24 protein-coding genes are annotated in these 26,103 nt (G+C 66.9%); 14 read left to right on the forward strand and 10 right to left on the reverse strand.

Features of this window, described 5'->3' with window-relative positions; genetic code table 11:
- Positions 1-101: 101 nt before the first annotated feature.
- Genes gspG through gspF form a run of 7 tightly spaced genes read left to right on the forward strand, consistent with a single transcriptional unit; the run spans position 102 to position 7,919 of the window.
- A complete protein-coding gene (gspG, locus tag JYG34_RS11050; RefSeq protein WP_213660712.1) occupies positions 102-548 on the forward strand; it encodes a type II secretion system major pseudopilin GspG in 447 nt (148 codons plus the stop codon).
- 6 nt (positions 549-554) lie between these two features.
- The gene (gene gspK, locus JYG34_RS11055; protein WP_213660713.1) at positions 555-1,505 is read left to right on the forward strand and encodes a type II secretion system minor pseudopilin GspK; all 951 of its coding nucleotides are present in this window, start codon (positions 555-557) and stop codon (positions 1,503-1,505) included.
- Positions 1,502-2,440, forward strand: a complete 939-nt coding sequence (gene gspL, locus JYG34_RS11060) for a type II secretion system protein GspL (RefSeq protein WP_213660714.1) — start codon at positions 1,502-1,504, stop codon at positions 2,438-2,440. The genes gspK and gspL overlap by 4 nt, the downstream gene beginning before the upstream one ends.
- Complete coding sequence (gene gspM, locus JYG34_RS11065; RefSeq protein ID WP_213660715.1) at positions 2,430-2,936, forward strand: type II secretion system protein GspM; 507 nt, start codon at positions 2,430-2,432, stop codon at positions 2,934-2,936. Before gspL ends, gspM begins: the two co-directional genes overlap by 11 nt.
- The gene (gspD, locus tag JYG34_RS11070) at positions 2,933-5,296 is read left to right on the forward strand and encodes a type II secretion system secretin GspD (RefSeq protein ID WP_213660716.1); all 2,364 of its coding nucleotides are present in this window, start codon (positions 2,933-2,935) and stop codon (positions 5,294-5,296) included. The genes gspM and gspD overlap by 4 nt, the downstream gene beginning before the upstream one ends.
- A complete protein-coding gene (gspE, locus tag JYG34_RS11075) occupies positions 5,293-6,714 on the forward strand; it encodes a type II secretion system ATPase GspE (protein ID WP_213660717.1) in 1,422 nt (473 codons plus the stop codon). The genes gspD and gspE overlap by 4 nt, the downstream gene beginning before the upstream one ends.
- Complete coding sequence (gene gspF, locus JYG34_RS11080) at positions 6,714-7,919, forward strand: type II secretion system inner membrane protein GspF (protein ID WP_213660718.1); 1,206 nt, start codon at positions 6,714-6,716, stop codon at positions 7,917-7,919. Before gspE ends, gspF begins: the two co-directional genes overlap by 1 nt.
- A gap of 9 nt (positions 7,920-7,928) precedes the next feature.
- On the opposite strand, the gene JYG34_RS11085 is transcribed toward gspF, so the two are convergent.
- Positions 7,929-8,936, reverse strand: a complete 1,008-nt coding sequence (locus JYG34_RS11085) for a GlxA family transcriptional regulator (RefSeq protein WP_213660719.1) — start codon at positions 8,934-8,936, stop codon at positions 7,929-7,931.
- 118 nt (positions 8,937-9,054) lie between these two features.
- Here JYG34_RS11085 and JYG34_RS11090 point away from each other — a divergent pair, with 118 nt between their 5' ends.
- Positions 9,055-9,525 carry an FAD/FMN-containing dehydrogenase gene (locus JYG34_RS11090; protein WP_213660720.1) on the forward strand — a complete coding sequence of 157 codons (471 nt, stop codon included), beginning with the start codon at positions 9,055-9,057 and terminating at the stop codon, positions 9,523-9,525.
- A 118-nt stretch (positions 9,526-9,643) separates the two neighbouring features.
- On the opposite strand, the gene JYG34_RS11095 is transcribed toward JYG34_RS11090, so the two are convergent.
- Positions 9,644-10,408 carry an SIR2 family NAD-dependent protein deacylase gene (locus JYG34_RS11095; protein WP_213660721.1) on the reverse strand — a complete coding sequence of 255 codons (765 nt, stop codon included), beginning with the start codon at positions 10,406-10,408 and terminating at the stop codon, positions 9,644-9,646.
- Positions 10,409-10,537: 129 nt separating this feature from the next.
- On the opposite strand from JYG34_RS11095, the gene JYG34_RS11100 reads away from it, so the two are divergent.
- Positions 10,538-10,957 (forward strand): RidA family protein, encoded by a 420-nt coding sequence (locus JYG34_RS11100; RefSeq protein ID WP_213660722.1) that lies wholly within the window; start codon positions 10,538-10,540, stop codon positions 10,955-10,957.
- A 92-nt stretch (positions 10,958-11,049) separates the two neighbouring features.
- On the opposite strand, the gene JYG34_RS11105 is transcribed toward JYG34_RS11100, so the two are convergent.
- On the reverse strand, positions 11,050-11,373 hold the full coding sequence (locus JYG34_RS11105; protein ID WP_213660723.1) for a DUF2790 domain-containing protein: 324 nt from the start codon (positions 11,371-11,373) through the stop codon (positions 11,050-11,052).
- 280 nt (positions 11,374-11,653) lie between these two features.
- On the opposite strand from JYG34_RS11105, the gene JYG34_RS11110 reads away from it, so the two are divergent.
- Positions 11,654-12,997 carry an OprD family porin gene (locus tag JYG34_RS11110; protein ID WP_213660724.1) on the forward strand — a complete coding sequence of 448 codons (1,344 nt, stop codon included), beginning with the start codon at positions 11,654-11,656 and terminating at the stop codon, positions 12,995-12,997.
- A gap of 218 nt (positions 12,998-13,215) precedes the next feature.
- Here the strand turns inward: JYG34_RS11110 and JYG34_RS11115 are convergent, their stop codons facing one another.
- Positions 13,216-14,268 carry a cytochrome D1 domain-containing protein gene (locus JYG34_RS11115; RefSeq protein WP_213660725.1) on the reverse strand — a complete coding sequence of 351 codons (1,053 nt, stop codon included), beginning with the start codon at positions 14,266-14,268 and terminating at the stop codon, positions 13,216-13,218.
- A gap of 652 nt (positions 14,269-14,920) precedes the next feature.
- On the opposite strand from JYG34_RS11115, the gene JYG34_RS11120 reads away from it, so the two are divergent.
- Entirely contained in the window at positions 14,921-18,799 is a 3,879-nt protein-coding gene (locus JYG34_RS11120; protein WP_213660726.1) for a non-ribosomal peptide synthetase, read from the forward strand.
- A gap of 52 nt (positions 18,800-18,851) precedes the next feature.
- Here the strand turns inward: JYG34_RS11120 and JYG34_RS11125 are convergent, their stop codons facing one another.
- The 4 genes from JYG34_RS11125 to JYG34_RS11140 all read right to left on the reverse strand — a co-directional run bounded on the left by JYG34_RS11125 (position 18,852) and on the right by JYG34_RS11140 (position 21,768).
- Positions 18,852-19,517 carry a hypothetical protein gene (locus JYG34_RS11125; RefSeq protein WP_213660727.1) on the reverse strand — a complete coding sequence of 222 codons (666 nt, stop codon included), beginning with the start codon at positions 19,515-19,517 and terminating at the stop codon, positions 18,852-18,854.
- Positions 19,517-20,089: a ComF family protein gene (locus tag JYG34_RS11130; protein ID WP_213660728.1), complete on the reverse strand. Its 573-nt coding sequence runs from the start codon at positions 20,087-20,089 to the stop codon at positions 19,517-19,519. Before JYG34_RS11130 ends, JYG34_RS11125 begins: the two co-directional genes overlap by 1 nt.
- 248 nt (positions 20,090-20,337) lie before the next feature.
- Positions 20,338-21,153, reverse strand: coding sequence for a protein phosphatase 2C domain-containing protein (locus JYG34_RS11135; RefSeq protein ID WP_213660729.1), 816 nt, complete (start codon positions 21,151-21,153; stop codon positions 20,338-20,340).
- Between the two features lie 123 nt (positions 21,154-21,276).
- Positions 21,277-21,768 carry a GNAT family N-acetyltransferase gene (locus JYG34_RS11140; RefSeq protein WP_213660730.1) on the reverse strand — a complete coding sequence of 164 codons (492 nt, stop codon included), beginning with the start codon at positions 21,766-21,768 and terminating at the stop codon, positions 21,277-21,279.
- Between the two features lie 114 nt (positions 21,769-21,882).
- Here JYG34_RS11140 and JYG34_RS11145 point away from each other — a divergent pair, with 114 nt between their 5' ends.
- From JYG34_RS11145 to JYG34_RS11155, 3 genes are all read left to right on the forward strand, one after another.
- A complete protein-coding gene (locus JYG34_RS11145; RefSeq protein WP_249746245.1) occupies positions 21,883-22,278 on the forward strand; it encodes a VOC family protein in 396 nt (131 codons plus the stop codon).
- A 193-nt stretch (positions 22,279-22,471) separates the two neighbouring features.
- Complete coding sequence (locus tag JYG34_RS11150) at positions 22,472-23,305, forward strand: AraC family transcriptional regulator (protein ID WP_213660731.1); 834 nt, start codon at positions 22,472-22,474, stop codon at positions 23,303-23,305.
- A 73-nt stretch (positions 23,306-23,378) separates the two neighbouring features.
- Entirely contained in the window at positions 23,379-23,858 is a 480-nt protein-coding gene (locus JYG34_RS11155) for a VOC family protein (protein ID WP_213660732.1), read from the forward strand.
- 100 nt (positions 23,859-23,958) lie between these two features.
- Here JYG34_RS11155 and JYG34_RS11160 read toward each other — a convergent pair whose 3' ends face one another.
- On the reverse strand, positions 23,959-24,798 hold the full coding sequence (locus JYG34_RS11160) for a TIGR03915 family putative DNA repair protein (RefSeq protein ID WP_213660733.1): 840 nt from the start codon (positions 24,796-24,798) through the stop codon (positions 23,959-23,961).
- The gene (locus JYG34_RS11165; RefSeq protein ID WP_213660734.1) at positions 24,795-26,015 is read right to left on the reverse strand and encodes a putative DNA modification/repair radical SAM protein; all 1,221 of its coding nucleotides are present in this window, start codon (positions 26,013-26,015) and stop codon (positions 24,795-24,797) included. The genes JYG34_RS11160 and JYG34_RS11165 overlap by 4 nt, the downstream gene beginning before the upstream one ends.
- Positions 26,016-26,103: the final 88 nt, after the last annotated feature.

Here is a 26,103-nt window from a genome sequence, read left to right on the forward strand (position 1 = left end):
TGACGGTTTGACGACGCCGACTCCCGAGCTTTTTCAATATCCGTGACATACCGGCTTGCCACAATCGGCCCCCGACTCGAACTCACGCAAGGAATGCCGAGATGCAGATCGTCCGTCGCAGCGCCAGAGGCCGCCGTTTCCGCCAGCAGGGCTTCACCCTGATCGAGATCATGGTGGTGGTGGTGATCCTCGGGATTCTCGCGGCAATGGTGGTGCCCAAGGTGCTCGACCGCCCCGACCAAGCCCGCGCCACGGCGGCGCGCCAGGACATCGCCGGGCTGATGCAAGCGCTCAAGCTCTATCGCCTGGACAACGGCGGCTACCCGAACCAGAACCAGGGCCTGAAGGTGCTGGTGGAAAAACCGGCCCAGGCCAAGGACGGCCAATGGCGCGCCTACCTCGACCGCCTGCCCAACGACCCGTGGGGGCGCCCGTACCAGTACCTGAACCCCGGCGCCAACGGCGAGATCGATGTGTTCTCCCTCGGCGCCGACGGCCAGGCCGGTGGCGATGGGGTGAACGCCGACCTCGGCTCCTGGCAGTTGTGACCGGCCATGGCGCGCCAGGAAGGCATGGCGGTGATCAGCGCCTTGCTGATCGCCGCAGTGGTGGCAGTGATTGCCGCCGGGATGATCGAGCGCCAGGGGCTGCTGACCCGGCAGGTGGAGAACCGCCAGCTGGCGGTGCAGGGGCAGTGGGCGTTGCAGGGGGGGCTGCAACTGAGCCGGCAACTGCTGGCCGAGCAGCGCCAGCGCGACCCGCTGGTGCGCGGCGGCCAGCCCTGGACTCGGCCGTTGCCGGACATGGCGGCGGGCAATGTGCTATTCGCCGGCCAATTGGAGGACGAGCAGGGCAAGTTCAACCTGCGCAACCTGGTGGTCGATGGCCGGGTCGACGCTGAGGCGCTGGCGACCTTCCAGCGGCTGTGTGGGCTGATCGGTGTCGAGGCGCGGCTGGCCTCGGCCATCAGCGAGCGGGTGATCGACAGCTATCCCCGGCAACCGGTCACCCCGGTGGCGCCGCAACAGGCCGGTTTCGACAGCGGCCGCCTGACGTCGCCCGCCAGTGCCAGCGCGCCACTGCCGGCCAAACAGCCGATGATGAGCAGCCTCGACGCCCTGGCATCGCTCAAGGGCATGAACACGCAATCCCTCCAGCGCCTGCGCCGGTTTGTCACGGTGTTGCCGGCGCTTACCTGGGTCAATGGCAACACCGCCAGCGCCGAGGTGCTCGCCGCCCAGGTGCCGGGGCTGTCGCTGCAACAGGCCGCCGCGCTGGTGGCCGAGCGCGATGGCGGACGCTGGTTCGTCAACCGTGGCGACTTCGTCAACCGCCTGCGCATGCCGCAACTGGCGCAGGCCAATGTGCGGGTGGGGATCAACAGCGACTGGTTCCGCCTGCACGGCCAGGCGCGCCAGGGGCAGCGGGTGCTGCGCATGCAGGCGCTGCTGCGCCAGCGCGAGGGGCGGCTGCCGGATGTGATCTGGACACGGGTGGGCGCATGAACACGCTACTGGACGTTCAACTGCCACCGCTGGCCGAGCTCGGGCCGGCGTCGAGCCTCGACTATCGCCTGAGTGATCGCCAGGGCCGCACCTTGGCCACGGGCAACGCCGAGCTTGCGCAGTTGCTAGGCGAAGCCAAGGGCGCCGGCTGGCGCCTGCACCTGCACGAGGACGACAGCCTGGCCCTGGCTGTCGCCTTGCCGCCGCTTTCGGGCAAGCGCTTGAGCGCGGCGGTGCGCTGTGCGGTGCAGGGGCTGGTGCTGGGCGATATCGGGCAGGTCCATGTGGCTCACGGGCCACGCCAGGGCGATGGCCAGGTGGCGGTGGCCTGGCTTGGGCTGCCGCAGCTGGCCCACTTGCAGGCTTGGTTGCAGGCCGGACGGATCAGACCGCAAGGGGTGTTCACACAGCCTGCGGAGGATCGCCCGGTGGTGGACCTGGGCGGTGGCTTGCAGGGGCCGGCCCACACCTTGGATGTGGGACGCGCCGTAGCGGTGTGGAGTGTGGCGGCGCTGGTCTGGTGCCTCGGTTTGAACCTGCATGCCATGCAGTTGGCCAGCGAAGGTGAACAATTGCGGGCGCGGATGGTGACCCAGGTGCGCACGGCGTTCCCGCACTTGCCGGTGGTGCTCAACCCGCTGCAACAAGCGCGTCAGCAGTTGCAGAGCGGGCAGGGCGCCACGGGTACTGGGCTGGTCGCTCTGCTCGATGGCGCAGGCAAGGCCATGCCGTTTCTCGCCGGTAATGTCGCGGCGCTGGACTACACCGACGGCGAGCTGCGCATCACCCTCTTGGCCGACGGGCGCAAGGCGCCCGCCGACATGGCTTGGCAGGCGCAACTCGCCGCCCAGGGCATCGAGGCCAGCGCTGGCGAACAAGGTTGGACACTGCGCGTTGGCGGCGCCGCGAACGAGGCCCTGGCCCATGTCGATTAAGGCGCGCATCAACGGCCTGCGCGGGCAGGCGCGGCAGCGTTGGCAGGCCTTGGCCCCGCGTGAACGGCGTGCCGTGGCGCTGGCCGCCGCTGTGCTGGGGAGCTTCTTCTGCTGGCAAGTACTGGTGGCGCCAGCGCTCACCCGTATCGAGCACTGGAACACTGAAACCCCGAAGCTGCGAAGCCAGGCCCAGGCCTTGGACGCCTTGCTTGGGCAACGCCCGGCCGACCTTGCCGGCGCCCTGGCCCAGACCCTGGACGAGGCGGGCCTGCGGGCGCACTCGCAACTCGATGCCGAGGGCGACGGCTGGCACCTGGCCTGGCGGCAGGCCCCGGCCGAACCGGCCATGGCCTGGTTGCAGCACATTCCCCCGCGCCTGGGGCTCACCATCGGCCAACTGAGCTTGCGCCGCGACCCGGGTGCCGACACCGGCCCGGTGACGTTTTCCGGAACCCTTCGCATGGATCAGGCGCACGGCGCTAAGGACCCTTCATGACGTGCACTGGATCGCCACGTATTCTTTCTCGGGCACTGCCGTTCGCACCGCTGGCATTGGTCCTGGCGCTCAGCGCATGCGCCAACGCGCCGGCACCGCACAAACCCCTGGCCAGCAGCGAGCTTGGTCAGCCCCTGGCCCAGGTCGACAGCACTTCGACCGCGCTGGACCTGCACACCCAGCCCGGCGCCGGGGCACGCCAGGCCGTGCGCCAGGTACCGCCGCGGGTCGGCCAGCGGCATAGCCGTGGCACGCCCGCGCCGGTGGCCGGCAACCCGCTGGGCGATCAGCCGGTGCAGCTGAACTTCGTCGACGCTGATATCCAGGCGGTGGTGCGCGGCCTGTCGCGGGCCACGGGCCGGCAGTTCCTGGTCGATCCGCGGGTCAAGGGCCAGCTGACCCTGGTCTCCGAAGGCGAGGTGCCGGCCAGCAAGGCCTACGGCATGCTGCTGGCGGCGCTGCGCATGCAAGGTTTCAGCGTCGTCGATGTCAATGGCGTGGCCCAGGTGGTGCCCCAGGCCGACGCCAAGCTGCTGGGTGGCGCGCTGGTGAGTGGCGACCGCGACGCGGGCAACGGCATGGTCACTCGCACCTTCCGCTTGCAGTACGAGAATGCGGTCAACCTGATCCCGGTGCTGCGCCCGATCGTCTCGCCGGACAACCCGATCAACGCCTACCCCGGCAACAACACGATCGTGGTCACCGACTATGCCGAGAACCTCGAGCGGGTGGCGCAGATCCTCGACCGCGTCGACATCCCCAGCGCCCTCGACACCGACGTGGTGGCGATCCACAACGGCATTGCCAGCGATATCGCCAGCATGGTCGGCGAGCTGCTCGACAGCCAGGGCGCCGACCCGACGCAGAAGATCAGCGTGCTGGGCGACCCGCGCTCGAACAGCGTGGTGATCCGCTCGTCCAGCCCCGAGCGCACCCAGCTGGCGCGCGACCTGATCTACAAGCTCGACAACGCCCAGAACAGCACCGGCAATCTGCACGTGGTGTACCTGCGCAACGCCCAGGCCGACAAGCTGGCCCAGAGCCTGCGCGGGCTGCTCACCGGCGAGAGCGACAACGCCACCAGCGACGGCGCCCGGGCGCTGCTCAGCGGTGGCGGCATGCTGACGGGGGGCAATAACAAGAGTGGCGGCGCCAGCAGCAGTGGCACGTCGCAAAACACCAACGGCAACACCGGCAGCCTGAACCGGGGCAATGGCCAAGCGGGCACCACCACGCCCAATGGCTACGGCAATGGCTCCCAGCAGAGCGACCAGGGCATCGCGTTCTCCGCCGGCGGCGCGACCATCCAGGCCGACAAGACCACCAACACGCTGCTGATCTCTGCGCCCGAGCCGCTGTACCGCAGCCTGCGCGAGGTCATCGACCAGCTCGACCAGCGCCGCGCCCAGGTGGTGGTGGAAAGCCTGATCGTCGAGGTCGGCGAGGATGACGCCAACGAGTTCGGCATCCAGTGGCAGGCCGGCAACCTGGGCAAGAACGGCCTGTTCGGCGGCGCCAACCTGGGCGGCAGCGGCCTGGGCAAGGGGCCCACCAGCATCGATGTACTACCGCCGGGGCTGTCGGTGGGGGTGGTCGACGGCACGGTGAAGATCCCCGGCGTCGGCGCAGTGCTCGACCTCAAGGTGCTGGCCCGGGCGCTCAAGAGCAAGGGTGGCAGCAACGTGCTGTCGACGCCCAACCTGCTGACCCTGGACAACGAGGCGGCGAGCATCTTCGTCGGCCAGACGATTCCCTTCGTCAGCGGCCAGTACGTCACCGACGGCGGCGGTAACAGCAACAACCCGTTCCAGACCATCCAGCGCGAGGAGGTCGGCCTGCGCCTGAACGTGCGCCCGCAAATCTCCGAGGGTGGCACGGTCAAGCTCGATGTCTACCAGGAGGTCAGCAGCGTCGACCAGCGCGCCTCCAGCGCCGCCGGCACGGTGACCAACAAGCGCGCCATCGACACCAGCATCCTGCTCGACGATGGCCAGATCATGGTGCTCGGTGGCCTGCTGCAGGACGGCTACACCCAGAGCAACGAGGGCATTCCGTGGCTGTCGAGCCTGCCGGGGGTGGGCGCGCTGTTTCGCAGCGAGCGCCGGGCCAGCAACAAGACCAACCTGATGGTGTTCCTGCGGCCCTACATCGTGCGCGACGCCAATGCCGGGCGCAGCATCACCCGCAACCGCTACGACTTCATCCGCCGCGCCCAGGGCGACCTCAAGCCCGAGCACTCGTGGGCGCTGCCGGACATGGACATGCCGTTGCTGCCGCCGGTGGAGCAGGGGGTGCCCGATCAAGGGCGTGCGCCCCGTGCATCTATTCGCGCGGTGCCGCTGGACGAGGTCGCCCGGTGAGTCGCCTGCCATACGCCTGGGCCAAGGCCCAGCGCCTGGTGCTGCAGGCCAGCGGCGAGGAGGACGCGCGCCTGGCGCGCTGCCCGTCGAGCCCGGCGTGGGCGGTGGCGGAGGTGCGGCGGCGTTTTGGCCAGGTGCCGGTCGAGGCGCTCAGCGACGCGCAGATGGACGCGCTGCTGGTCAGCGCCTACGCCGACACCGGCAGCGCCGCGGCGGTGGTGGGGGCGGCGGAGAACGAGGTCGACCTCGACCGGCTGTTGCAGGATATGCCCGAGGTCACCGACCTGCTCGAAGCCCAGGACGACGCGCCGGTGATCCGCATGATCAACGCCTTGCTCACCCAGGCCGCGCGCGACCAGGCCAGCGATATCCATATCGAGCCGTTCGAGAGCCACTGCCTGGTGCGTTACCGGGTCGACGGCACCCTGCGCGACGTGGTCTCGCCACGCAAGGCACTGCACGGGGCGCTGGTGTCGCGGATCAAGATCATGGCGCAGCTGGACATCGCCGAGAAACGCCTGCCCCAGGACGGTCGCATCGCCCTGCGGGTGGCCGGGCGGCCGATCGATATCCGTGTGTCCACCGTGCCCACCGGGCATGGCGAGCGGGTGGTGATGCGTCTGCTCGACAAGCAGGCCGGGCGCCTGCGCCTGGAGGCGCTGGGCATGGACGCGACGTTGCTGGCGCGGCTCGACCAACTGATTCGCCAGCCCCATGGCATCGTCCTGGTCACCGGCCCCACCGGCTCGGGCAAGACCACCAGCCTGTACGCCGCCCTGGCGCGGCTGGACGCCAGCGTCAGCAACATCCTCACCGTCGAGGACCCGGTGGAGTACGACCTGCCGGGGATCAGCCAGATCCAGGTCAACGCGCGTATCGACATGAGTTTCGCCGTGGCCCTGCGGGCGATCCTGCGCCAGGACCCGGACGTGATCATGATCGGCGAGATCCGCGACCTGGAGACCGCGCAGATCGCCGTGCAGGCGTCGCTGACCGGGCACCTGGTGCTGGCCACCCTGCACACCAACGACGCGGTGTCGGCGGTCAACCGCCTGGTGGACATGGGGGTGGAGCCGTTCCTGCTGGCCTCGGCGCTGCTCGGGGTGCTGGCCCAGCGCCTGGTGCGCCGGTTGTGCCCGCATTGCCGCGAGCCTGATCCGGCGGCGCCGGGGCAGTACCGCGCGGTTGGCTGCGCCCAGTGCAACCAGTGCGGCTATAGCGGGCGTACCGGCATCCACGAATTGTTCTGCGTCGACGACGCGGTGCGCAGCCTGGTGCACCAGGGCGCCGACGAACAGGCCCTGCGCGCCGCCGCCCGGCGCAATGGCATGCTCAGCCTGCGCGAGGATGGCCAGCGCTGGGTCGACGATGGCAGCACCTGCCTTGAAGAAATCCTGCGTGTCACCCGGGACGCCTGATGAACCGCTATCGCTATGAAGCCGCCGACGCCCAGGGGCGCCTGGTCAATGGCCTGCTGGAGGCCGACAGCCCAGCCGCGGTGATGGCCCAGTTGCGCGCCCTGGGGTTGACCGCCCTGGCGGTGGAACCCCAGGCCGTGGCCGGGCAGGGCGCTGGCCTGTTCAGCGCGAAGCTGTCCGATGGCGACCTGGCCTGGGCGACCCGCCAACTGGCCAGCCTGCTGGCCGCCGGGCTGCCGCTGGAAGCGGCGCTGGGGGCGACCCTGGAGCAGGCCGAGCGCAAGCACATCGCCCAGGTGCTGGGCGCCGTGCGAGCGGATGTGCGCAGCGGCATGCGCCTGGCCGATGCGCTGGCCGAGCGGCCACGGGACTTTCCGGATATCTACCGCGCCCTGGTGGCGGCGGGCGAGGAGTCCGGCGACCTGGCCCGGGTGATGGAGCGCCTGGCCGACTACATCGAGGAGCGCAACACCCTGCGCGGCAAGATCATGACGGCGTTCATCTACCCCGGGGTGGTCGGCCTGGTGTCGGTGGGGATCGTCATCTTTCTGCTCAGCTACGTGGTGCCTCAGGTGGTCAGCGCCTTCACCCAGGCGCGTCAGGACCTGCCCGGGCTGACCCTGGCCATGCTCGCGGCCAGCGACTTCGTGCGAGCGTGGGGTGTGCTGTGCTTCGCCTTGCTGGCCGGGGCGTTCTGGGGCTGGCGCGCCTATTTGAAGGCGCCAGGGCCGCGCTTGGCCTGGCACAGGCGGGTGTTGCGGCTGCCATTGATCGGGCGCTTTGTGCTGGGCCTGAACACGGCGCGCTTCGCCTCGACCCTGGCGATCCTGGGCAGCGCCGGGGTGCCGTTGCTTCGCGCATTGGAGGCGGCGCGCCAGACCTTGGGCAACGACTGCCTCGACCAGTGTGTCAGCGAAGCCACGGCGCGGGTGCGCGAGGGCGTGGGGCTGGCGTCGGCGCTGGCGGTCGGCAAGGTATTCCCGCCGTTGCTGATCCACCTGATCGCCAGCGGCGAGAAGACCGGCGACCTGCCGCCGATGCTCGACCGGGCGGCCGACAGCCTGGCCAAGGACATCGAGCGGCGGGCGATGGGCATGACGGCGTTGCTCGAGCCGCTGATGATCGTGGTGATGGGCGCGGTGGTGCTGCTGATCGTGATGGCGGTGCTGATGCCGATCATCGAGATCAACCAGCTGGTGCAGTGATGCCTGTGGTTACTCGCCGAGGCGTTGCTCGCGCGAGGGCGGGTAGCCGAAGTAGGCGGCATAGCACTTGCTGAAGTGCGACACCGAGACGAACCCGCAGGCCACTGCGACTTCCATCACCGACAGGTCGGAATATTGCAGCAGGCGCCGGCTCTTGGTGATGCGCAGCTCCATGTAGTAGCGCCGCGGCGAGGTGCCGAGCTGGGCCTGGAACAGGCGGTCGATCTGCCGCCGCGAGCGACCGGAGTAGGCGGCCAGCTGGTCCAGGCTCAGGGTTTCCTCGAGGTTGTTCTCCATCAGCTCGACGATGGTGCGCAGGTGCAGGCTCATGGATTTCTTCGCCCCGGGACCAACCTGGCGATAGCGCGCGCCGGAGAACGACAGGATCTCCTCGACACCTTCGGCCAGGGCGTCGCCGTGCAGGCGGCGGACCAGGCCGAGCATCAGCTCCATGGCACCGTTGGGGCTGGCGGCGGTGAGGCGGTCGCGGTCGAGGGTGAAGCTGGCCGGGGTGATGCGGGTCTGCGGGCTGCATTCGGCCAGGCTGGCGCGTTGTTCGGGGTGGACGCTGCAGCCATAGTCGTCGAGCACTCCGGCGCGGCCGAGGAACCAGGCGCCGTTCCATAGCCCGCCGAGGGTCATGCCGTGGCTGGCGCAGTCGCCCAGCAGGCGGTCGAGCTCGGGGTACTTGAGCGGCGTGCGCAGGCCGCCGCAGATCACCAGCAGGTCGAGCGCGTGCAGCGTCTGCGGGGTGAGGGGGGTGGCGACCAGTTCCAGGCCCAGGTCGCTGAGCACCCGGTCGCCGCCCAGCGACAGCGGGGTGAAGGCGAAGCGCTCGGCGCGCAGCAGGTTGGCGGTGACCAGCACGTCCATGGCCACGGTGAAACTGGCCATGGAGAAGTGTTCGAGCAGCACGAAGGCGACCTGGTAGGGGCGTTCGGCGCTGCCGTCGGTGGGCTTGAGCCGCAGCATGTTGCTGGTGCTGGTCTTCTTGCTGAACTGGCGTGGCGTGGGCACTGCGGACTCCGCTTCCTGGCTGGCGGGGATGAGTGTGCGTCGGGGCGGGGGGAAAGACAACCGGGTGAGTGCGCGTTGGGCTATGCTGGGCGCCCGCTACCCCAGGACCTTGATCACGATGAAATACGCCGCCGCCCTGTTGCTCAGCCTGCTCCCGTTGCTGGCCCTGGCCGTGGAACCTGGCGACAGGCTCGCGCCCTGGACCTTGCTCGACCAGTACGACCAGCCCTACAGCCTGTCGGCCGACACCCGCATCCTGCTGGTGGCCCAGGACATGGACGGCGCCAAGCTGGTCAAGGCGGCGCTGGAGGGGCAGCCCAAGGGCTACCTGGAGGCGCGCGATGCGGTGTTCGTCGCTGATATCCAGCGCATGCCGGCGCTGGTCAGCAAGCTGTTCGCCATACCGGCGATGCGTGACTACAGCTACCGGGTGATGCTGGACCGCGAAGGGCGGGTTGCCAGCCGTTATGCGGCGGGTGACGGCAAGGTGCAGTGGTTGACGTTGGATAAAGGTGTGCTGGTGAAGCGCCAGGCGTTCTCCGACGCTCAAGCACTCAAGGCGGCGCTGAAGCAGGTGGGCCGCCCCTGAACCTGTTATCTGAACTGCTGATCTAGTGTCCCTGTGGGAGCGGGTTCACCCGCGAATACGGTAGTGAATTCACCTCCGCCTTCGCGGGTAGACCCGCTCCCACAGGTATGCCGTGCTCTTAAAGAAGGCGTATTGGGTTGAACGCTTCTTGCAGCAATCCAGGCAACACTTCTCCCGCCTTGCCGGCCAGGGTGAACTCGCGCGGATGGTTGGTCACCACCGGTTGCGGATTGACATGCACCACGGTCGCGCCGGCCTGCAACGCCATCCGTGGTATCGACGCTGCCGGCTGGACCACGCCCGAGGTGCCTATCGACAGCAGCAGGTCGCAGTCTTCGGCAGCCGCGAAGGCCTGGTCCAGCGTGTGTTCGGGCAACTGCTCGCCGAACCAGACCACGCCGGGCCGCAGGTAGCCTCCACACGTATCGCAGCGCGGTGGCTCGATACGCCGGCCTTGCTCGGCGCCTTCGGTCAGAGGAAGTGTGCTGCCGACCGGTTGCGCGCAACTGAAGCAGCGAAATGCATCCAGTCGCCCGTGCAAGTGCAATACTTCGCGGCTGCCTGCGCGTTCGTGAAGGTCGTCGACGTTCTGTGTCACCAGGGTGACTTTCGGTAGCCTGGCTTGCAGGCTGGCGATGGCCTGATGCGCGGGGTTGGGGCGTGCCTGAATGATGCCCGCACGACGCATCTCGTACCAGCCCCAGACCAGCGCCGGGTCCGCGGCAAAGCCGTCGGCGCTGGCCAGTTGCACGGGGTCGAAGCGCTCCCACAGCCCCTCGAGCTTGTCGCGAAAGGTAGCGATACCGCTCTCGGCCGACACGCCGGCGCCGGTGAACACCACCAGGTGGCGGGCCTGGGCAAGCAGTCCGGGGTCGAAGGGCATGGCGAATCTCCAGGGGCAGGGCGGTCACTGTGCCTGCGGGGCGGAAAACGAACAAGGGGAATTGGTGCTTGACCTCGACTTAACCCGAGGTTCGATACTCGGCCGCTCTTCCCTCGACGGAGCGATACCATGACCCAGCCACACGCCTTTCACCTGTCCAACCCGGAAGGCCTCTACGACCCCAGCGCCAACGCCTATTCCCACGTCGCCGAAGTGCGTGCCGGCAGCCGCTTGCTGTATATCGCCGGGCAGGGCGGGGAAGATGGACGGGGCGAACTGTCGGCGCATTTCGACGAGCAGGCCCGGCAGGCCCTGGCCAACCTCAAGACCGCCCTGGCGTCCAAGGGGGCGAGCCTGGCCGATGTGTTCAAGCTGACGCTGCTGGTGGTCGACCACTGCGAGGAACGCCTGCGCCAGTGGGTGGCCGAGGCCGAGCGGGCCTGGGGCGGGCGGATGGCGCCGACCTGCACGTTGATTCCGGTGCCGCGCCTGGCGCTGGACGGCATGCTGGTGGAAGTCGATGCGGTGGCGGCGCTGCCTGCGCAGTAGTGTCGGCAAGGCCGCTCCCCGACCGGCACCGCGCGCTATCGAGGCATTGGGCCGTCACCCGCGCGAGCAGTTCCAGTACGATCGGGGCTGGCCTACTTGTTGTTGATGCACTGCGACTGCACCACATAGCGCACGGTACGCAGGGTGCCCTGGCTGTCCTCGAAGGTCATCAGCCTCGGTACCACCTCGCAGGTGCGCGGGTCGCCCGACTGGCGCACGAAGCGGGCGACATCCAGCTGCATGCCATAGCGATAGTCGACGATCTCGGGCATCGGCTTGTCGCGTTTCGCCGCGTAGGCCGCCACGGCCTGCTGGTGGTCGGCGAACAGCTGCTCGTTGCGCTGCCCGGAAAAGCCGCTGGCCTGGGCCGAGAGGGAAAGCGCCAGCAGTGCGGCGCAGATGATCAGACGTTGCATGGGGTGCCTCCGAATGGTCCGTGGTTTCGGAGCCCACCCTAAAGAGGGCCGACCAACAGCGGCATGACGCCAGGGTTACAGATCTGCAAGGGTCGCCACGTCCGCTGTGTTCACCCCTTGAATGACGCGATTGTAATCCGCCCATCACCTTCCCGTTATCCGTCGGCGGCGAGCATCAGCCTCGGCCGAAGGGGCTGGGTGCGCCTGCATCTGGCCAAGCCAGGGACGCTCCAGCGCCAAGGGCCGACAACAAGAACAGCCGCAATCGAAGGAGCATCGGATGACTAACAGTCCCACACTTTCCCTGGCCGCGCTGCTGGCGCTGGCGGGTGTCGGCCCGGCCGCCTGGGCCGCCGAAGAGCAGCAGGAAGGGTTCATCGAGGGCAGCCGCCTGAGCGTGCTCAACCGCAACTATTACTTCAACCGTGACCACCGCGACGGGCCGGCCCCCACCTACAACCGTGGCAAGGAGAGTGACAACGGCTACTCCGAAGCCTGGGCCCACGCCATCATCACCCGCTTCGAATCCGGTTTCACCCAGGGCACCGTGGGGGTCGGCGTGGATGCCTTCGCCATGCTCGGGCTCAAGCTCGACACCGGCGGTGGGCGCAACGGCGGGCGCAGCTCGTTCGATGTGCTGCCGGTGGACAGCGATGGCCAGGCCCGCGACGAATACAGCAAGGTCGGCGGCGCGGCCAAGGTGCGGCTGTTCGACACCGTGCTGCGGGTGGGCGATGTGTTCCCGGTCAACCCGGTAGTGGCTGCGGGTGACTCGCGCCTGCTGCCGGAGAGTTTTCGCGGCGTCACCCTGGAGAACACCAGCCTGCAGGGCCTGACGCTGCAGGCCGGGCGCCTGCATGCCATGAGCCAGCCGGTGTCCAGCGACTTGCGCGACAACTTCGTGACCTTCTACGGCGGCCCGGTGGATTCGCCGTGGATCGCCTACGGCGGTGGCGACTACGCGATCAACGAAAATGTCAGCGTGAGCCTGTTCGGCAGCCGCCTGAAGGACGTGTGGAACCAGTACTACGCCGGCACCAGTGTGACCTGGCCGCTGTCGGATGAACTGGCGCTGATCGGCGGCTTCAACTTCTACAACGCCAGGGACGAAGGGCGTCAGCGCCTGGGGCAGTTCGACAACGACATCTGGAGCGCAAAGGTCGGTGTGCGCTACGGCGCTCACACCCTGGCGCTGACGCACCAGCGCAACAACGGTGACGACGACTTCGACTACCTGCGCCAGTCCGACTCGATCTTCCTCGACAACTCCATCCAGTACAGCGACTTCAACTCGCCGAAGGAGCGTTCGTGGATGCTGCGCTACGACCTGAACATGGCCGCCTACGGCGTGCCGGGGCTGTCGTTCATGACCCGCTACGGCCGGGGCAGCGACGCCGACTACAGCCACGCCAACGCCTACTACATGCGCCGTGACGACAACGGCGACCCGCTCACCGACCAGAAGCGCTGGGAGCGCGACATCGAGGTCAAGTATGTGGTGCAGACCGGCGCGGCCAAGGACCTGTCGCTGCGCGTGCGCCAGGCCACGACCCGGGCCACGGCCTTCGAGTCGGACCTGGACGAGGTGCGGGTGATCGTCGAGTACCCGCTGTCGATTCTCTGATCGCAACCAGAATTCACCTTGAGAAGCCCACGTGCTCCTTTGGTTGAAGGTGAATGTTTTGGCGCCTCTTGCGAGGCGCTTTTTTTATGGATTTGAAGGTCGAATTGCAGCGACCATTCAACCGCGCGCCGCCCGCGCGGCGCATCGCGGCTAAAGCCACTCCTAGAAACATGCTGCGCAGCGCCTGTAGGAGCGGATTCATCCGCGATGCGTCGACCTCAGCTGTCTTCCTTCGGCTGCACCACGATCGCCAATGCATCTGGCTCGGGGCCGACCTTCCAGCGCGCCTTCTCGGTCCAGTTGACGGTGCTGATCACCGCGACTTCGTCGCCACCGCTGATCGCCACGTAGACCCGCTTGCCATCAGGCGAGACCACGGCCCCGATCGGTAGCGCCTCCTCACCGAGCATCGTGCGGCGGTACTCGGCACCCTCGCGGGCCAGGCCGATGCGCTTGATCTCTTTCTTGGCCGCTACGTCGATGACGGCAAGCTCCGCCGATTTGGCGCAGGTGACCAGCGCATACTTGCCGTCCGGGGTCATGGCGACGCGGATCGGGAACAGGCCGGTGCGGATGCGGTCGGTGACCTCCAGGCGCTGGGCATCGACGATGACCACTTCGTTGCCGCCACGGTTGCTGACCCACACCTGGTTGCCGCTGGGGGTGACCGCCACGCCTTCGCTGCCCGAGCCGGTCGGGATCTCGGCGATCTTCTTCTTGTGCAGCAGGTCGACCACCGACAGGGTGCCGCTGTCGACATGGGTGACATAGGCGCGGTCGGCGCCGGGCGACAGCGCGACCATGTGCGGCTTGCCACCACCGACGTCGATGCGCTCGAGCACCTTGCCCTGGGCCAGGTCGACGATCAGCAGCCGTTCGCTGGCCTCGGTGGTGACCACCACGCGCTGGTTGTCGGGCAGGAAGCGGATGCCGTGGGGGCGGGCGTCCTGGCCCAGGTCGATGGTGCGGATGACCGTGCGCGTCGGCCAGTCGATCACGCTCAGGCTGTTGTTGGCCGTGCCTTGGGCGCCGTAGTTGCCGACCACCGCCAGCAGGCCGTTGCCGCTGACCACCACCTCGTGGGGGCCGTCGCCGACCGGCAGGCGGATCATTTCCTGGCCGCTGCGGGTGTCCAGGGCCGACACGCTGGCGTCGGCCTTGTTGCCGACCAGCAGCACGTCGTCGGCATTGGCCAGGGGCGCGCAGGCGAGCAGGGCGCTGGCCACGGCCAGCAGGCGGAAGGGGGTCGTGAGTGTCAGGGGGTAGGGCATGTCCAGTCTCCTTGAGGGTGCATTCCTTATTGCATGCACTGGATGAGACCGGCCGGGCAAGGTGGGAGTTTCAGTGGATGGGCGCGGGATGGAAAAATTGACGTTGTTGTTACAGGTGTACGCGAGGCGTTGGGTTGCGCTGAGCGGGCGAACTGATGCCAGTTATTAAAGTGGGTAATAGGTGAATTATTTATGTATGTGTTATGCCCTGGGTCAGTGTCTTTATGAGATTTAGTTGTGGGAATAGTTGTTTTTTGTCAATGCATGGGTATGAGGGGGTTAGGCTTTTAATTCTAAATTATGCGGGTGAGTGGCGATGCTTTTCGAGGTGGCTTCAACTGAGTGGATTTGGAGTTATTGCTCTATATTTTTCGCTCTATCTCGGCGATTTTGCTGTGTTTCAGGTAAATTGACAGCAGTGTCTGCATCCTCTAGAGTCCGTCGCTACTTGTTGCAAACTAATTCGTTAGTAGAGTGGCAAGACGTCGCTATGGATTGGCGTCATATAAGAACAACACCCGTCTGCGTATGTCTCGTGTTTCTCGAAAGTTGAATGAGATTAACGCTGCCTTAGTGGCATCAAGCCATGAAGCGGACAGGCACGCGGCTGCCTGTCGATAACCGGAAGCCACTAAAGAAAAGGAAATTCTTTATGTTCCAGATATACAGCTGCCCGCTCAGTACCGCCCAGCAGGAAGTGTGCCTCGCTATCAGCCAGAGCGGACGTAACCTCAACTATCACTTGTGTGACGTCATCGACTTGCGCGGTGACCTGAACCTGACCTGGTTGGAGGCGGCCATCCATGGCCAGTTGCTGCAGGCCGACGCCCTGCGCGCCAACTTCGAGATCGACCCGCGCAGCGGTGAATACGTACAGCGCATTCATGCCACCGACACACTGCCGGCCAAGACCTTCCAGTTTCATGACGTCAGCGACCGCGCCGACCCGGAACAGGCTTGCAGCGAGCTGCTGCAGCACCTGTTGGGGCATGACATGGACCTGCAGCACGAACCGCTGACCCGCTACGTGGTGGTTCGCCTGGGCGCGCGCCACCACCGCCTGGTCGAGCTGGCCTCGCACCTGGTGGTGGACGGTTTCGGCCATGGCATCCTGTTCGGCAACATCACCGCGCACTACAACGCCTTGAGCCGAGGTGAAACACTGGCGCCCCACGGCTACGCGCCCCTGGCCAGCGTGGCCGAGGCCGAGCAGGCCTATCGCGACAGCCCGCAGCACGACAAGGACCGCGGCTACTGGCGCCAGTACTGCCTGAAAATGCCCGAGGCCACCCAACTGGTGCCGGGCGATGCGCCCTTGGTCGAGCTCAACCGCCTGCGCCAGGTGTTCCAGGGCGAGACCGTGCAGCGTTTGCGCCATGTGGCCGGCGAGCAGTCGTTGCGGCTGTCGAGCATCCTGCTGGCGCTGTGCGCCACCTACCTGCACCGTATGACCGGCCAGGCCGAGCTGGCCGTCGGCATGCCCGTGGCCGCGCGCCAGCTCAAGGCGCTGCGCGAGTTGCCGTCGATGGTCGCCAACATCCTGCCGTTGCACCTGTCGTTCACGCCCCAGAGCACGGTGCTGACGGTGGCGGCCAACATCCAGCGCCAGTTGCGCCACCACCTGCTGCACCAGACCTACCGCAGCGAAAGCATGATCCGCGACCTGCACGCCGAGCGGGGCAACAAGCCGCTGTTCAATACACTGCTCAATATCGTCGCCTACGACCAGGGCCCCGGCTTCGAAGGCTGTGACACCACGATCCAGAACTATGCCAACGGGCCGGCCGAGCACCTGGGCATCGATATCTTCGACCGGCACCAGGACGGGCGCCTGGAGATCGGCTTCAATGCCAACGCCGACCTGTATCCGGACGCCGCGCTGGCGTTGCATTACCAGCGGTTGGTGGCCCTGTTCGAGCGTTTCGCCGAGGCGCCGCAGACCCTGGCGGCGGACTATGACCTGTTCCTGGCGGATGAACACGTGCGCTACTACTCGCTGCCCGTGACCGAGGCTGCGCTGCCGGTGTTCGCCGATACTTTCTCCAGCGCCGTGCGCGAGCATGCCGGGCGGGTGGCGCTGAGCGAAGGCGGGCGTTCGCTGCGCTATGCCGAGCTCGACGCCGACGCCACGCGCCTGGCCGCGCACCTGCGCGGGCGTGGCGTGGTGGCCGGCGATTGCGTGGTGGTGATGTTCTCGCGCAGCGTCGAGTGGGTGGTGGCGGCAGTGGCATTGTTCAAGCTAGGCGCCTGCTACGTGCCGGTAGACCCCGACTTGCCGCCGGCGCGCATCGAACACATCTTCGCCGATGCCGACCCCGCGCTGGTGATCGTGGCGCCCGGCAGCCAGCTGGCCGTCGAGGTCGCCGCCGACAAGCTGCTGCCGCTCACTGCTGAAACATTGGCGCACCTGCCGCAGGTCGAACAGGCGCTGGCGCCGTTCGATGCCAACCTGCCGGCCTACCTGATCTATACCTCCGGATCCACTGGCAAGCCGAAGGGTGTCGAGGTCACCCACCGCAACCTGGTGCCGATTGCCCGTACGGCCATCGAAGCGGCCCACTTGCAGCCAGGCGCGCGCGTGCTGCAGTTCATTGCCGCCGGTTTCGACATGTCGGTGCTGGAGATCATGATGACCCTGCTGGCCGGTGCGCAGCTGGTGATCACCGACAAGGTTTCCAGCGCGCCGGGCAAGGCGCTGGCCAAGGTGGTCCGGCAGGCGTCCATCGACCTGCTGGTGATGACGCCGAGCCTGCTGGCCTGCCACCAGACCGAGGACTTCCCCCAGGACACCACGCTGATGCTGGGCGGCGAGCCGTGCACGCCGGCGTTGCTGGCGCGCTTCGCCCATTGTCGCCTGCTCAATGTGTACGGGCCGACCGAGACGTCGTTCGCCACTTCGATCAACGCTCACTACGGTAGTGGCGACCTGTCGATCGGCCCGGCCACCGACAACACCCGGCTGTACGTGGTGGACAGCCAGCAGCGCCTGCTGCCGCCGGGCAGCTGGGGTGACCTGTTCATCGGTGGCCCGGGCGTGGCGCGGGGGTACCGCAACCGTCCGGACCTCACCGCCAAAGGTTTCGTCACCGACCTGCTCGACCCGCGGAGCACCATGTACCGCGCCGGGGACCGGGTGTACTTCGACCACCAGGGGCGCATCCACTACCTCGGCCGCCAGGACAACCAGGTCAAGTTGCGCGGCCTGCGCATCGAACTGGACGAGATCAAGAACGTGCTGCTGGGTTGCAATGGCGTGACCGACGCCACGGTGTTGCTGCGTGAGTTGCGGCAGGGGCCGGCCATCGTCGCCTATGTCGCCAGCACCGATAGCCGTCTGGACAGCGCGCAACTGAAGCAGGCGCTTGGTCGGCATCTGCCCCAGCACATGATTCCGAGCGTGATCATGCGCGTCGACCACTTCCCGCTGACGCCCAACGGCAAGCTTGCGGTCGATCGCCTGCCGGAGCCTGTTTTGACCGAAGCCAACGAGCTGAGCGCCGCCGAGACCCCGGAGGAGCAGGCCATGTGCGCGTTGTTCGCCGAAACGCTCGACTGCCCGCAGGTGTTCGCCAACCAGAGTTTCTTCGACCTGGGCGGGCATTCGCTGCTGGGCTTGCAACTGGTCAACCGGATCCGCGAGCAGTTCGGCGTCGCCTTGGGCATCGCCGATTTCCTCGCCGCGCCGACCCCGCGCCAGCTCGCCCAGCGCCTGCGGCGCAACAACGGCTACAGCGATCCGTTCAGCGCCGTGCTGGCGCTGCGTACCGAAGGGCGGCGACCACCGCTGTTCTGCATCCATCCCGGCGGCGGCATCGCCTGGCCCTATGCGGGGCTGCTGGCGTACCTGCCGGAGGACCAGCCGCTGTATGCCCTGCAGTCACCGATCCTGCTCGACCCGGAGCGGGTGGTCGGTTCGCTGGAGGAACTGGCGCGGGAGTACCTGCAACGCATCGTCGCGCTGCAACCCCAGGGCCCGTATCAACTGGCGGGTTGGTCGGTGGGCGGCAACCTGGCGCTGCTGATCGCGGCGATGCTGCAGGCCCAGGGGCATGAGGTGAGTTTCCTGTGCATGTTCGACAGTTATCCGCTGCAGGGCGGGCCGGCCTCGCTGAAGCTGGACGACGCGATGATCATCAGCCGCATGACCCGCGCCATCGTCGGCACGCCACGGGCCGGGCTGAAGGGGCTCAAGAGCGCCATGGAGGAAGTGCTCGGCAGCCAGCAGCTCGGGGATGCCTTCCTGACCCGGCTGGTGGACGACTCCAAGCTGATGCTCGAATTGCTGGGGCGTTGCCAGTACGCGCGCTACAAGGGCGACTTGCTGTTCATCCGTGCCACCACCGATATCCTGCGCCAGGACGAGCAGCAACCAGGCTTGTGGTTGCCCTGCATCGACGGTGAGCTGGTGCAGGTCGATGTCGAGGCACCCCATGAGTGCCTGCTGCAGCGCCAGTACCTGGACCAGTTCGGCGAGCGCTTCGTCGAGGCGTTGCTCGAAAAGCAGGTTGCGGTGGCGGTGAACGAAGCCTGAAACGCATCGCCGCCCGGTTCTCCCACTGAGGGTGAAGCCGGGCGGCATGCCTTCACTCCGTGAACAGATTGCCGGTCGAGGGCAGCGCGTCCAGTTTTGCCTGAAGCAGTGCGATGCACTGCTCGTGGTGGGCGATCTGCGCACGGTGGGCCTCGATCTGCGCCTGCAGGTCGTGGCTGTCCGGTGAGACGAGGCGGGCCATCTTCCTCGACAGTGAGATCTTGCGGTCGGCTTCCTGCCTGGCGCGGTCGTCCATCTGCGCCACCAGCCATTGCAGATCCACGGGCGACTGCACGGTCTGGAACTGCTCCAGAGGCTTGAGGTAGACCAAGGACTTTTTCTGGCGCCCCAGCAGTTCGAGCACGTTGCCGAGCGTGCCGGGGCTCTTGCAATCCCAGATCATCAGGCCGTAGTCGCAGTCCGCCGCCATCGCCAGGTCCTTGGCGGTATGGAAGGCGCGGCCTTTGGCGTTGATCGGCGGCGAAATCATCGCCAGCGGCCAGCCACCGTCGTTATGGCGAGGGGTGTCGCCACTGCAGTAGACGGTGACGGCCGGGTAGGCGGCTTGATGAAAGTGGCGCTGCACGGCATGGTCCACACCGCCGGCGTCCCCCACCAGCACGTCCAGCCCGGATGAGCGGATGTTGTCGAGCCTCGCCTCGACCTGTGGGGGGAGGCGCTTGATGGTGATGGAGCCGGCAATGAAGACCCTGGGCATTAGTGCCTCCGCGTCAGGGCGACGACAGAAATGCTGCGGATGCTAGCGTATTCGCGCAGGGCGGTACAGGCGGCCTCCAGCGATGCGCCGGTGTCGTACAGGTCGTCCAGCACCAGGATGTCGGAGCCGAGCTGCAGGTTGGCGTTGACCGTGAAGCAGCCGGCCAGCGCCTTGACCCGCTCCTCGTAGCTGGCCAGGTCCTTCATCAGGCCGGTGCTCCAGCGTTTTTCCAGGGTTTGCTCGTTGTAGCCGGCGTCGAGCAGCGCGGCGGCACGCTGGGCCACTTCATACACCGGCTGGCGCGCACGCTGCTTGCTGGCGGGCATGGGCAGGATCGCATCGAAGCGGCGGCCGGCGAGTGCGCCGGCGACCGACTGGGCGAGGAATTCCACCTGTTTGTAGTTGTCGCGGTACTTGAGTTGGAACACCGCTTCGCCGATGGCGGTCCTGACCGTGTCGAACTGCATGTAGCCGTATTCGTTGGGGCCGATGGGGACGCTGGAAACGATGTGCTTGTCCAGGCTGATGCCGTAGTCCCAGGCGGTGTTGGCGGGGAGGGGGTGAATGACCATGGAGTGCTTCCTTGTACGTGAGTCGATGGGAGGGGCCCTTGTGGGCCGAGACGCCATCTTGCGTCTGACTCGAGACGGGATCGACTTCATGGTTTCCGTGTTTGCTGTAGTCCTTTTCCTTGTTTTTCGGGTTCCGACTTTCTCGATTCGGCGACGGTTCCTGGAGGGTGTTCGGCGGGAGAGTTGCAGCGCCGAACACCTGGAAAGCGCCCACCCTCAGTCGGCCTCTATAACTGTCTGCACAGTACTCAGCCCACCCGCAACCAGATTGCCGAGGCGTCGTCGCTCATCTTGAAGCGCGGATGGCGCAGGCAAGCGGCGTCCTCCTGTTCGATCTCCCGCAATGTGCGCGCCAGCTCGACCAGACCATGAGCCAGCAGGTGCTCGACGAATGCAGTCGGTGTGTAGGCCTGGTAGGTGTCGAACAACGCGGCGAAGCCATCGCTCATCAATACGATGTCGTCGCCCCGCGCCACTGCAGCACGGTTGTAGCGGGTGCCTTCCCGGGACAACTCGGCATCGACGCCGAGCACGGCCCGGGGCCGTTCGCGGGCCTGGCGGCGGTCGGCCAGCACTGCGGGCGTGCGTACATTGTGGGCACCGGTACCGGGGCCCAGGGCGGCCGCTTCGCCGCGTTCCGCCTCGCGATCGGGCTCTGGCGTGAGGAAGGCGACGCCCCGCGCGCTGCGGTGCAGAACCACGCAATCGGCCAGGTGCGCGCAGACCAGTTCGTCGCCTTCCAGCGCCACGGCGGCGAACGCGGCGCGTGGCAGCTCCCAGTGAGCCACGGGTTCGCGTCGGCGGTCTTGCCGGTAATCGCGGGCCAAGGTCTCGAACACCGTTTCGCACAGGGTCTGCAAGGGGCCCGAGGCCACGCTGAAGGCACGCTGCGCCGCACCCGCCAGCCAGGCCGCGCCGCCGCGTTCGCCCAGCAAGCCGGGCGCGCCGAGGTCGGTGGCGCCGTCGATCACCCAGGCATGGCAGTCGGCGCAGCCAATGCGGTCGTCATTGGGCACGTCCGGCTTGCCGGCCAGGCTGAGGGTCTGGATCAGGTCGAAATGCATGGGGATCTCCGTGTCGGGGGCAGGGGCGTGCATTGGCCTGCGACCTTGAACCCTGTGCTGGCGCACGTCAAATCCGGGGCATGCCTGACAGTCATCAGCGTTGACCGACGATACGTCCGGTATTCAGGCGAGGGGCTTGGCCATCTCAGTCGTGGCCGCCCAACCGAGCCCTGCATAGACCGGCCTGCCGGCCTCGGTTGCATGCAGCACGGCAAAGCCAAGGCCACGCTGGGCGAACTCGGCCTCGGCCAGTTGCATCAGCCTGCGGGCCAGGCCACGGCGCCGATGGCTTTGCGCGACGTAGACATTCAGCACATAGCCACGCAAACCCTGGGTAGGGTGGTTCGGGTGCGGCGGCCATTCGATGTCCATCAGGCCAATGGCCGCCACCGGGCGCTCCTGGTCCAGCAGCACGAAACCGTAGTAGCGGCCGTCTTCCAGGCGTGGCCGCAGCCAGGGGGCGAAGTGTTTGGTCATCAGGCGAAGGCGCTCCGGCGCACCACCGGCCTCGAGGAACATGGCCTCGCGATGGGCACAGACCATGGCATGGTCTTCGGGGCGCAGGCGGCGCACGGTCAGGCCTGGAAAATCGATGTGGGTGGGGAGGTCGTTCATGTCGGCTACCGGGGCGGAGTGTTCGATGCTAGGGGCTTCGGCCCAGGGGCGGCAGATACAGATGGGCGCTGAATCCGGCATACAGCGCGCTTGCCGCGGTCGTCGAACGCGGCGATGATCGGCGCCAACACCACGCCCATCGACGAGGCTTGCATGTCCATCGCCCTGCTTCTGCGTTGCCCCGACCTGGTAACCGTGCGCCGCCATTACCGTGACGTGCTGGGCTTTACCGTCACGGATACCGCCCAGGGCACCCTGACCGCGCGCCTGCAAGGTTGCAGCCTGGTCTTCACCGGGCAGGACCTGTGGCAGCAGCCGGTGGGCTGCTCGGGGACGTTCTACCTGGTGATCGACGATGTCGAGGGCTACTACGCACGGATCAGGGACAAGGCCGACATCGCCTGGCCGCTGCAGGACATGCCTTACGGTTCGCGCGAATTCGGTGTACGTGATTGCAACGGTTATCACCTGGCGTTCAGTCAGTACCAGGCTGGATGGGGCGTTGCTTGAAGGGGGCGTCATTAGCACCATCTCTTGCAGTGCTTGCGAGATCGAGCGCCGCCCGCGCGGCGCATCGCGGATGAATCCGCTCCTACATTCGTTGCAACGTGCCTGTGCCTGCCAGGGCTGGCCCGCGCAAGAATGATCAAACCTGCCTCACGCGCACTTGCTAAGGTGGCCGCGCTGACTGAGGAGCAATGGAATGCGCGGCATCGAACACATCCTGTGGTACATCGAATCGGCCCTGGACTCTGACCTGGACCTGTCTGGTGTCGCCAGGCATTTCGGCCTGTCGCCGTTCGCCCTGTCGCGCCAGTTCGTCGCCACCACTGGCTGGCCGGTCATGCGTTATGTCCGGGCCCGGCGGCTGAGCCGGGCGGCCCTGGCCCTGCGCGAAGGCCACCCGGATATCCTGGACGTCGCCCTGGCGGCCGGCTACGGCTCCCACGAAGCATTCACGCGGGCCTTCTGCGACCTGTTCGGCGTTGCGCCGAGCCAGGTGCGTGGGCAGGCCCATGACCCGATCAAGCTGGTGGAGCCCCTGCGCATGAAAGCACTGAACTTTGTCCCCCTGTCTGAACCCCGTTTCGAACACCGTCCCGAATTCATCGTCGCCGGCCTGGGCGAACGCTTCACCTTCGAGCGCAACGAGGGCATCGTGGGGCTGTGGCAGGCCTTCGATCCCTACGTGGGCCGGGTGCCTGGCCAGGTGGGCGATTTCACTTACGGGTTGTGCTGCAACCCGGGGGAGGATGGCAGTTTCGAGTACATCGCCGGGGTCGAGGTGGCCCGTACCGCCGAGCTTGCGGCGAACTTTCGCTTCTTCCGGCTCGCGGCGCGGGACTATGCGGTGTTCCGCCACCTGGGCCACGTGTCGATGATCCACCAGACGGTATTCACCGTGTTCAACCAGTGGCTGCCGGCCTCCGGCTACCAGGCCGCCGACGCGCCGGAGTTCGAGCTGTACAGCCCGGACTTCGACCCGATGCGCGGCGTCGGCTATGTCGACCTGTGGATCCCCCTGGCTGGCCGCTGATCGCACGAGGCAATTTGCTCGGGGTAGAGGGCTAGACTCGACGGGACATGGCAAGGGCACAGGAGCCACCGACATGACCCCGAAGAACAGTATCTGCCTCTGGTTCGACGGCGACGCCGAAGCGGCGGCGAACTTCTATGCGCGCACCTTCCCCGACAGCAGGGTGACCGCGGTGCACCAGGCACCCGGCGACTACCCGTCCGGCAAGCAGGGCGATGTGATCACGGTCGAGTTCACCGTGATGGGCATCCCCTGCATCGGCCTCAATGGCGGGCCGATGTTCAAGCACTGCGAGGCATTTTCATTCCAGGTGGCGACCGACGATCAAGAGGAAACCGACCGTTACTGGAACGCGATCATCGACAACGGTGGCGAAGCCAGCGTTTGTGGTTGGTGCAAGGACAAGTGGGGGCTGTCGTGGCAGATTTCACCGCGCGTGCTCACCCAAGCGGTGGGGGGCGCTGACCGGGCTGCCGCCAAACGGGCGTTCGAGGCGATGATGACGATGGGCAAGATCGATATTGCGGTGATCGAGCAAGCGCTCAAAGGCTGAGAGCCGGGCGAGCGAGGCGTATCTCTGCGCCGGTCTGTTCGCCGGCAAGGCCGGCTCCTACAAGTGTAGCGCTGAACCTGAGGTGATCATCGCCTCTGCGTCACTTTGGCCCATGGGCGGCAATACGCTTGCCAGCCTGCAAGCCAACTTCCATTGCCTGGCCATCGCGTTGCTTACCTTGTCGCGCCTGGCCGACCAGCTCGGGAATCAGCGGCCCTTCGGGCAGGTTCCTCCAGAACCGACCAGGGAGGTGCTGGCGCAAGGCGTCCGGGTTGAGCCGGGCGGGGTTGAAGGTGTGCCGGTAGTAGGTGAGCCACAGCTCGGCGCCCGGATCCTCCGCGCTTCGCGCCCACTGGCGCCATTCATCCGGGCAGTGGCGGTGGTAGTGCAGGTTTTCTCCGTCGCAGCGGATGCCGTCGCGCGGTGTCGCGATCAGCCAGCGCTGGCGCCCCAGGCGCTCGGCGAAATGGCCGCTGGCGCTGGCGAGGATGTCGTGGGCGGGTTCGTGATAGGCAACCAGGTCCAGTTGCAGGCGTTCGGCCAAGTCGGTGGGCAGTGGCACGAAGCGCACGAAGGCGTGCAGGTGATGGGCCTCGCGACCGACCTGCTTGATACGCCGCTGCAGTTCACTGCCCAGGCGGTCACCGGCGAGCATGGCGGTGCGGTCGCCATGGGCGACGCGCCAGAGCACTTCGTAGAGCAGGTTCCAGCGTTGTTCGCCGCGATAGCGCCCGGCCTGTTCCAGCTGGGCCAGCAAGGCCGCCGGCACACGGGCGCGAAACGGGCCCGGGCCTTCGGGCAGTGGCGCCGGCACCGCGAGCAAATCATCCATCGGGCCTTGGCCCCAGGTCACTTCGGCAGGGTCGATGCCATGGCCGAGCAGCCGCCGTGCCTGGTCGCGCCAGGTGGCGAAGTCATCGTCGCAGTCGAGCGCGATCATCCCCACAAGCCCATCTGCACCGGTGCCTGGGGTTCGCGCAGGCGGGCGCGCAGCAGGCCGCTGCGCAGTTCGGCCTGGGCCGGGCGGTAATCGCTGGTGACGATGAACGGGCGGGCTTTTTCCAGCACGCAGCGCAGCTGGATCAGGTCGTCGTAGCGCACTCGCCGTTCACGGCGCAGGGCCACCAGGCGCTGCACGCTGCGCAGGCCGATGCCGGGGATGCGCGCCAGCAGCGCCGGTTCGGCGCGGTTCACGTCGAGCGGGAACACGTCGCGATTGGCCAGCGCCCAGGCCAGCTTGGGATCGATGTCCAGCGCCAGGTTACCGGCCTCGCCGAGCAGCTCACCGGCCTTGTAGCCATAGCCGCGCAAGAGAAAGTCAGCCTGGTACAAGCGGTGCTCGCGCAGCAGCGGCGGGGCGGCCAGAGGGACGCTGCCAGGGCTGTCGGGGATGGGGCTGAAGGCCGAGTAATAGACGCGCTTGAGCCCGTACCCCAGGTACAGCGACTCGGCATTGCGCAGCAGCGTGCTGTCATCGGTGGTGTCGGCACCGACGATCACCTGGGTACTTTGCCCGGCGGGCGTGAAGCGCGGCGCCCGGGGCTCGCCGGCCACTGCCTGTTGCCCCTGGTGGATCACCCCCATGGCCTGGCGGATGGTGCTGGCCTGCTTTTCCGGGGCCAGGCGCTTGAGGCTGGCGTCGGTGGGCAGTTCAATGTTGACGCTCAGGCGGTCGGCCAGGCGCCCGGCTTCCTCGATCAGCAGCGGGTCGGCGTCGGGAATGGTCTTGAGGTGGATGTAGCCGCGAAAGCCGTGTTCCTCGCGTAGCAGGCGCGCCACCCTGATCAGTTGCTCCATGGTGTAGTCGGCCGAACGGATGATGCCGGAGCTGAGGAACAGGCCGCTGATGCAGTTGCGCCGGTAGAAGTCGAGGGTCAGGCGCACCACTTCCTCGGGGGTGAAGCGCGCCCGTGGCACGTTGCTGGAGCGGCGGTTGACGCAGTACTGGCAATCGTAGAGGCAGAAGTTGGTGAGCAACACCTTGAGCAGGGATACGCAGCGGCCATCCGGGGTGAAACTGTGGCAGATCCCCATGCCATCGGTGGCGCCAAGCCCGTCACGGCCTCGCGAGCTGCGCTTGGGCGCGCCGCTGCTGGCGCAGGAGGCGTCGTACTTGGCGGCGTCGGCAAGGATGCCGAGCTTGGCGATCAATTGCATGGGGGGTCTCGAAATACTGATTATTCATACAGTATTTCGGGAAGTGGCTGATTGCAAGTGCCAGCTCGATCATGCCTGAGCAAATCAG

It is taken from the genome of Pseudomonas entomophila (genome assembly GCF_018417595.1).
In the GTDB taxonomy this organism is placed as follows: domain Bacteria; phylum Pseudomonadota; class Gammaproteobacteria; order Pseudomonadales; family Pseudomonadaceae; genus Aquipseudomonas; species Aquipseudomonas entomophila_C.

Coding starts and splice junctions, on each gene's coding strand:
- gspG (WP_213660712.1), top strand. CDS start 102: ATGCAGATCGTCCGTCGCAGCGCCAGAGGCCGCCGTTTCCGCCAGCAG.
- gspK (WP_213660713.1), top strand. CDS start 555: ATGGCGCGCCAGGAAGGCATGGCGGTGATCAGCGCCTTGCTGATCGCC.
- gspL (WP_213660714.1), top strand. CDS start 1,502: ATGAACACGCTACTGGACGTTCAACTGCCACCGCTGGCCGAGCTCGGG.
- gspM (WP_213660715.1), top strand. CDS start 2,430: ATGTCGATTAAGGCGCGCATCAACGGCCTGCGCGGGCAGGCGCGGCAG.
- gspD (WP_213660716.1), top strand. CDS start 2,933: ATGACGTGCACTGGATCGCCACGTATTCTTTCTCGGGCACTGCCGTTC.
- gspF (WP_213660718.1), top strand. CDS start 6,714: ATGAACCGCTATCGCTATGAAGCCGCCGACGCCCAGGGGCGCCTGGTC.
- JYG34_RS11090 (WP_213660720.1), top strand. CDS start 9,055: ATGAAATACGCCGCCGCCCTGTTGCTCAGCCTGCTCCCGTTGCTGGCC.
- JYG34_RS11095 (WP_213660721.1), bottom strand. CDS start 10,408: ATGCCCTTCGACCCCGGACTGCTTGCCCAGGCCCGCCACCTGGTGGTG.
- JYG34_RS11100 (WP_213660722.1), top strand. CDS start 10,538: ATGACCCAGCCACACGCCTTTCACCTGTCCAACCCGGAAGGCCTCTAC.
- JYG34_RS11105 (WP_213660723.1), bottom strand. CDS start 11,373: ATGCAACGTCTGATCATCTGCGCCGCACTGCTGGCGCTTTCCCTCTCG.
- JYG34_RS11110 (WP_213660724.1), top strand. CDS start 11,654: ATGACTAACAGTCCCACACTTTCCCTGGCCGCGCTGCTGGCGCTGGCG.
- JYG34_RS11115 (WP_213660725.1), bottom strand. CDS start 14,268: ATGCCCTACCCCCTGACACTCACGACCCCCTTCCGCCTGCTGGCCGTG.
- JYG34_RS11120 (WP_213660726.1), top strand. CDS start 14,921: ATGTTCCAGATATACAGCTGCCCGCTCAGTACCGCCCAGCAGGAAGTG.
- JYG34_RS11125 (WP_213660727.1), bottom strand. CDS start 19,517: ATGCCCAGGGTCTTCATTGCCGGCTCCATCACCATCAAGCGCCTCCCC.
- JYG34_RS11130 (WP_213660728.1), bottom strand. CDS start 20,089: ATGGTCATTCACCCCCTCCCCGCCAACACCGCCTGGGACTACGGCATC.
- JYG34_RS11135 (WP_213660729.1), bottom strand. CDS start 21,153: ATGCATTTCGACCTGATCCAGACCCTCAGCCTGGCCGGCAAGCCGGAC.
- JYG34_RS11140 (WP_213660730.1), bottom strand. CDS start 21,768: ATGAACGACCTCCCCACCCACATCGATTTTCCAGGCCTGACCGTGCGC.
- JYG34_RS11145 (WP_249746245.1), top strand. CDS start 21,883: ATGATCGGCGCCAACACCACGCCCATCGACGAGGCTTGCATGTCCATC.
- JYG34_RS11150 (WP_213660731.1), top strand. CDS start 22,472: ATGCGCGGCATCGAACACATCCTGTGGTACATCGAATCGGCCCTGGAC.
- JYG34_RS11155 (WP_213660732.1), top strand. CDS start 23,379: ATGACCCCGAAGAACAGTATCTGCCTCTGGTTCGACGGCGACGCCGAA.
- JYG34_RS11160 (WP_213660733.1), bottom strand. CDS start 24,798: ATGATCGCGCTCGACTGCGACGATGACTTCGCCACCTGGCGCGACCAG.
- JYG34_RS11165 (WP_213660734.1), bottom strand. CDS start 26,015: ATGCAATTGATCGCCAAGCTCGGCATCCTTGCCGACGCCGCCAAGTAC.